Here is a 1,446-nt window from a genome sequence, read left to right as displayed (position 1 = left end):
TGCACTGCCCCCCTAATGTTGGACACGTCATCCAACATTAGGAGGCCTAAAAAGAATGTCCAAGTATACTAAAGAACTTAAACTTCTAATAGCCAAACGTTATGAACATGAAAGTATTAGTTACCGAGACCTGGCAGAACAGGTCGGAGTCGACGACTCTGTAATTCGTTACTGGGTGCTACTGTTTCGACACCATGGTGATAATGCATTCAATTTTCCCTATACAAACTATCCAGGAGCCTTTAAACTAAGGGTAATTCAATTTATCAATGACACGGATTATTCTGTTCGAGAGGCATCTGCTATTTTCCATATCCCGGATCCTAGTATGGTCCGCAGGTGGAAGAAAAAGTGGGAGACAGCTGGAGAAGGTGCCCTTGAAACAAAAGAAAAGGGGCCCTCTACAATGAAATCTCACAAACAAAAGAAAAGCACTTCCAAAGATCTTGTCGACCAATCAAGAGAAGCCATGGAAAAAGAACTCGAATATCTTCGTATGGAGAATGCCTATCTAAAAAAGCTGGAAGCCTTAGTTCAGGAAGAAAAATCACCAAAAAGATTAAAGCGAAAGTAATATTTGAACTAAGGCATGAATTCCCAGTGAACAAGATGGTAAAGATAGCAGGTATTGCACGAAGCACCTACTACGACATCCTAAATAGTTTCAATCAGCCAGATCCCGACCGGAAGTGGAAGAGAAGAATCAACTTCATCTACCGCCGACACAAAGGGCGCCTTGGGTATCGACGCATCACCGACGTCCTAATCGAAAAAGGACACACGATAAACAAGAAGAAAGTTCTTCGGATTATGCGAGAACTAGGGCTTCAATGTATTGTCCGAATGAAGAAGTACAAATCCTATAAAGGTGCATTTGGGAAAGCAGCACCAAATATCTTGAACCGCGATTTCAAAGCGGAAAAACCCAACGAAAAATGGGTTACAGACGTTACAGAATTTAAATTATTTGGACAGAAATTATATCTCTCTCCTATTTTGGACCTGTTCAACGGCGAAATCATTACCTATACGCTTCAATCAAGGCCTACGTTTGATTTGGTTGAAACAATGTTGAAAGAGTCACTTGAATACGTAAAAGAAGACGATGAGCTCTTGATTCACTCAGATCAAGGCTGGCATTATCGAATGCCACAATATTGTCAGCTACTAAAGGAAAAAAACATCACACAGAGCATGTCTCGAAAAGGAAACTGTTACGATAATGCCGTCATCGAGAACTTTTTTGGAATCCTTAAATATGAATTCCTGTTCCTTCAGGAGTTTGATAATCTTGAACACTTTAAAGAGGAACTAGAACAGTATATCTTTTATTATAATCATTTGAGAATCAAGTCCAGATTAAAGCGGAAAAGCCCAGTGGGCTATCGGAAAAAATTTGAACTAGCTGCTTAGAAAAATAGTGTCCAATTTTAAGGGTCCAGTGCA

The 1,446-nt window shown here is 40.0% G+C and carries 1 protein-coding gene; it reads left to right on the top strand.

Translation table 11 applies throughout. The annotated features are described in order from the left end of the window. Positions 1-55: 55 nt before the first annotated feature. Positions 56-1,413, top strand: a protein-coding gene (locus tag AC25Y1_RS19255; protein ID WP_488149632.1) for an IS3 family transposase whose coding sequence is annotated in 2 segments (ribosomal slippage) — positions 56-524 and positions 524-1,413 — 1,359 coding nt in all. Because the reading frame shifts where the segments join, the coding sequence is not laid out codon by codon here. Positions 1,414-1,446 lie beyond the last annotated feature (33 nt).

It is taken from the genome of Sporosarcina sp. Y1009, from assembly GCF_057669865.1.
The sequence above is the reverse complement of the archived record's forward strand: the minus strand, read 5'-3'. Positions and strand labels throughout refer to the sequence as shown.